Raw genomic sequence first — 4,915 nt, forward strand, 5'->3', positions numbered from 1 at the left:
GGGCGCCGAAGGCGCCCGGCTCCACCCCCACATCGGTTCCTCCGGGGCTCCAGAAGAACGGTGGACAAGCAGAAGGGGAGGGGTAGCAGCGTCCACAGCCAGAGCCAGCAGACATCGGCGATCAGCCAGTAGCGAACGAGCCCAGGGATATTCCTCTGCCTCTGGATAAGGAGGCGATCGCCCCCCCGATTATCGGATGTGGGATCCCGGGTTCGGATGGTTATATCCCCGGCCGATCCCCCGGTAGATGAACCCCAGCTCCCGCATGACCTCCGGCTCATAGATGTTCCGGCCATCGATGATCACCGGCCGGCGCATCCGCTGCCTGATCCGGGGAAGATCCAGATGCCTGAACTCGTTCCACTCTGTTACCACGACCAGGGCATCCGCCCCCTCGGCCAGCTCGTAGGGATCAGCGCACATGATCAGCGGGGGCAAGGCCCGGGCGGCGTTGGGCATGGCCACGGGATCGTAGGCGCGGACGATGGCGCCTTCCCGCAGGAGATGGCTGGCGATCTCCAGCGAGGGCGCCTCCCGGATGTCATCGGTGTTCGGCTTGAAGGAAAGCCCCAGCAGGCCGATCACCATGCCGTTCAGATCCTCGAGGATCTCTTTCAGTTTCTCCACCACCCGCCGCCGCTGGTCCCGGTTGATCTCCACCACTGCCTGGAGCAGCTGGGGATGGCACCCGTGGACGATGGCCATATGGATGAGGGCTTTGACGTCCTTCGGGAAGCATGAGCCGCCCCAACCCACCCCGGCGTCCAGGAAGGCACGGCCGATGCGCTTGTCGAAGCCCATTCCCGCTGCTACTTCCTTGACATCGGCGCCCAGGGCTTCACAGATGTTGGCGATCTCGTTGATGAAGGAGATCTTGGTGGCTAGGAAGGCGTTGGAGGCGTATTTAATCATCTCGGCCGTGCGCAGATCGGTGATCATGAGGGTGCTGCGCAGGGGAAGGTAAAGCTGTGCCACCTTCTCCGCCGCCTCCCGGTCGAGCGAGCCCAGCACGATGCGGTCCGGGTTCATGAAGTCGTAAACCGCCGACCCCTCCCGCAGGAACTCCGGATTGGAGACCACCCAAAAGGGGATCGGCTGGCGCTGGCGGCTCCGCACGATATCCGCCACCCAGTCCCCGGTTCCCACCGGCACGGTGCTCTTGTTGACGATGATGAGGGGGTGATCCATCACCTCGCCGATGCGCTCGGCCGCCATGCGCACATAGCGCAGATCCGCCTCCCCGTCCACCCCCTCCGGGGTTCCCACGGCGATGAAGACGAACTCCGCCGCGAGGCCGTTGATGCCTTCCTCGTAGGAGGTCGTGAAGGAGAGCCGGCCGGCCCTCATGTTGCGGCGGATGATCTCTTCGAGCCCGGGCTCGAAAATAGGAAGGCGGCCCTCCTGAAGCATGGCGATCTTCTCTTCGTTGATATCCACGCATGCCACGCGGTTGCCCAGGTCGGCCAAGCAGGCCGCGGTGGTCAACCCGACATAGCCGGCGCCGATCACGCAAATTCGCTTCATCCATGCCTCCCGGAATGTTGGTCAGGGCAACCCCCCGCGGTTGCCTTATTCGGGCACCCCTCCGTGCTTGCCTCCATGGGGGGGCAGGCACAGGGGCCTGCCCCGATGATGTGCGAATGGTCAAAGCCGTTCCGCGGGCTCTGCAACCGGCCAGCGTTCCGCCGGGATCACGCCTGCCATCAATAACCCAACCTGCTGCAATGTGGCCTCCGCCCGATCCAGGATGGCCACGATGCGACCCCGATACATCACTGCAATCCGATCGGCCAGGGAGAAGATTTCATCCAGCTCGGTGGAGACCAGCAGCACCGCTATCCCCTGGTCGCGCATCTCCACGATCTTGCGGTGGATGTATTCGGTCGCCCCCACGTCCAGACCGCGGGTGGGCTGATTGGCCACCAGCAAGCGGATCGAACGGGAGAGCTCCCGGGCGACGATCACTTTCTGCTGGTTTCCTCCGGAGAGGCTTCGCACCGGAGTGTGGGGTCCAGGCGTTCGGATGTCATAAAGGGCGATGAGCTGGCGCGCGTGTTCTAAAACGGCCTGGGGCTGCCGCTGGACTCCGCGGGCGAAGGGAGGCTGGTGATACGTGTTGAGCACCAGATTGTCCGCTACCGAATAAGGCAGCACCAGGCCGTGCTTCTGGCGATCCTCCGGGATGTGGGCCATCCCTCGTTCGGTTCGAGGGCGAGGCGGCTGGAATGTGATCTCTTCGCCCAGCAGCACAACCCGGCCGCCGGCGGCCGGCCGCAATCCCACCAGGGCCTCGATCAGCTCCGTCTGGCCGTTGCCCTGCACCCCGGCGATCCCCAGGATCTCGCCGGCGCGCACGGAGAAGCTCACCCCGTTGACCACCGTCGCCCCCCGATCGTCGCGGACCCGCAGGTCTTCCACTCGCAGGACCTCTGGACCGGGCCGGGCAGGGGACTTTTCCACGGTGAGCATCACCTCGCGGCCGACCATCATCGCCGCCAGGTGTGCCTCATCCGCCTCCTGGGGCGTCAGAACGCCGACCACCCGGCCGTTCCGGAGCACCGTGATGCGATCGGCGACGGCCATGACCTCCTTCAGCTTGTGGGTGATGAAGATAATCGAGACCCCCTGTTGCTGAAGATGGCGCATGACCCGGAACAGCTCTTCGGTCTCCTGTGGCGTCAGCACTGCCGTGGGCTCGTCCAGGATCAGGATGTCCGCCTTCCGGTAAAGGGCCTTCAGGATCTCCACCCGCTGCTGGACCCCGACGGGCAGGTCCTTCACCAGCGCGTTGGGGTCTACCTCCAGACCGTAACGCTGGGAGAGGGCGCGGACCTCCTCCACTGCCTGCCGGAGATCCAGGAACGGTCCGCGGCGGACCTCCTGGCCCAGGATGATGTTCTCCGCCACGGTGAACACCGGCACCAGCATGAAATGCTGGTGGACCATCCCGATGCCTAGGCGGATGGCATCGCTGGGGCTGCGGATTTCGACCGCCTGGCCGTTGACGTAGATCTCCCCCTCATCGGGGTGGTAGAGGCCGTAAAGGATGTTCATCAGGGTGGTCTTCCCGGCCCCGTTCTCTCCCAGGATCGCGTGGATCTCCCCACGGCGCAGCGAAAAGCTTACATGGTCGTTGGCGACCACGCCGGGGAAGCGCTTGACGATCCCCACCACCTGCAGGATGACGTTGTCGGCGGTGAGCGGGGCAGAGACGGGATGGGCTTCCCGGCGCCGCGGCGGCAGGGCCTCTTTCTCATAAGGCTGCCCATCGGCGGCCGGAGGGATCGTCCGGCCCACGATGCCGGTGAGCACCAGCATCGTCATCACGTAGGGCACCATGCCCACGAACTGGGAAGGCGCGGGGAACTCGAACTGCTGGGCGTTGGCCTGAAGGGCCTGGGCCGCCCCGAACAGCAGCGTGGCCGCCCAGGCCCCAAAAGGCGTCCAGTTCCCGAAGATCATCGCCGCCAAGGAGATGAAGCCCCGGCCGCTGGTCATCAGGGGCTCGAAGGCCGGCACCGACTCCAGGGTGAAGTAGGCACCCGCCAGGCCCGCGATCGCCCCCCCGGTGATCACGTTGATGTATCGGAGGCGGATCACGTCGATCCCCAGGGTGTCCGCGCCCCGGGGGTGCTCGCCCACCGCCCGTGTCCGCAGTCCCCACACGGTCCGGAACAAAAGGATGTGCACCACGATCACCAGGATAGGCGCCAGCCAGGTGATCGGCTGCTGGCTGAAGATGCTCCCCACCAGGGGAAGATCGGAGAGCCCGGGGAGGGCGACGCGGGGAAGCACCCCCGGGGAATGGGGCATCTGGCCGCCGAAGAAGAACTGACGGTTCAGATAGCCAGTGATCCCAACCGCCAGGATGTTGATCACCGTCCCGCTGATGATCTGATCGGTCTTGTAGGTGATCGAGAGGACCGCGTGCAGCAGGCCCAGGAGGGCGCCGGTGAGGATGGCGATCAGCACGCCCAGGAGAAGGGCAAGGAGCCCGGGAACCCCTGCATCGTAAATGTAGAGCGAGGCGGTGAAGCCGGTGAACGCGGCCGTCAACATCATGCCCTCGATAGCGATGTTCACCACCCCGCTCCGCTCGCAGAAAATGCCGGAGAGGGCGCCCAGCACCAGGGGGGTGGAAACCCGGATGGTGGTGGCCAGCATGCTGACGATGATCACGGCCGCCGGATAGCGCTCATAGCCCAACGCCACCGCAGTCCCGAAAATAAGGGCGATCACACCGATGACGAAGCCGAATCGCCGCGCGTCCATTCCGGATCCTCTCTGGATAAAGCTGGGGCAACGCTCATCTTGGAACCATCCCGATCTTTAGAGCGAATGGATCATGGGTTGTGGCCGCGAAGCCGCCGCCATGACCTATGGTCTTATTCGAGTCTCTTATAGCTCTCCCCAACCACGGGTCAGCACCATCTGTTCGGCCTCGGTCGCCCGTCGGAAGAGCGGACGGTAGAGGGCGCGAACGATAGCTTCTGCCGCCACGAACATCAAAATCAGCGCCTGGATCACCGAAATCAGGTCCACCGGGACCTGAGTCAGAAACTGCATGCGGCTGGCCCCATTGCGCAGGGCGCCGAAGAGGAAAGCCGCCAGCACCACTCCCAGGGGGTGGACCTTGCCCAGGAGCGCGACGGCGATGGCGTCGAAGCCGTATCCCAGGTTGAAGCTCAGCTCGTGGCGGTAATTGAGCCCAGTCACCTGCACCGCGCCGGCCATCCCGGCCAGGAAGCCGCTCATGGCCATGGTAAGAACGGTGATCCGAACAATCGAGATGCCGGCATAGCGGGCGGCGTGAGGGTTCAAACCCACCGTTCGGATCTCGAAGCCCAGCGTGGTCCGCCACAGGAGCCAGGCCACCAGCAGGGCCACTCCCAGGGCGATCAGGAAGCCCGCATGG

Annotated in this window: 3 protein-coding genes and 1 pseudogene; all 4 read right to left on the minus strand. The window is 64.8% G+C overall.

Features of this window, described 5'->3' with window-relative positions; translation table 11 throughout:
• Positions 1-189: 189 nt before the first annotated feature.
• The gene (locus tag NZM16_RS00995; protein WP_295452347.1) at positions 190-1,524 is read right to left on the minus strand and encodes a UDP-glucose/GDP-mannose dehydrogenase family protein; all 1,335 of its coding nucleotides are present in this window, start codon (positions 1,522-1,524) and stop codon (positions 190-192) included.
• 120 nt (positions 1,525-1,644) lie between these two features.
• On the minus strand, positions 1,645-3,243 hold the full coding sequence (locus tag NZM16_RS13945; RefSeq protein ID WP_366946216.1) for an ABC transporter ATP-binding protein: 1,599 nt from the start codon (positions 3,241-3,243) through the stop codon (positions 1,645-1,647).
• Between the two features lie 75 nt (positions 3,244-3,318).
• Positions 3,319-4,272: pseudogene (locus NZM16_RS13950) on the minus strand (ABC transporter permease); the annotation flags it as partial.
• A 126-nt stretch (positions 4,273-4,398) separates the two neighbouring features.
• Positions 4,399-4,915 (minus strand): ABC transporter permease (locus NZM16_RS01005; protein ID WP_367280985.1); only part of this gene is annotated, 517 nt, incomplete at its 5' end.

It is taken from the genome of Thermoflexus sp. (assembly GCF_025055495.1).
Classification (GTDB): domain Bacteria; phylum Chloroflexota; class Anaerolineae; order Thermoflexales; family Thermoflexaceae; genus Thermoflexus.

Coding starts and splice junctions, on each gene's coding strand:
- NZM16_RS00995 (WP_295452347.1), bottom strand. CDS start 1,524: ATGAAGCGAATTTGCGTGATCGGCGCCGGCTATGTCGGGTTGACCACC.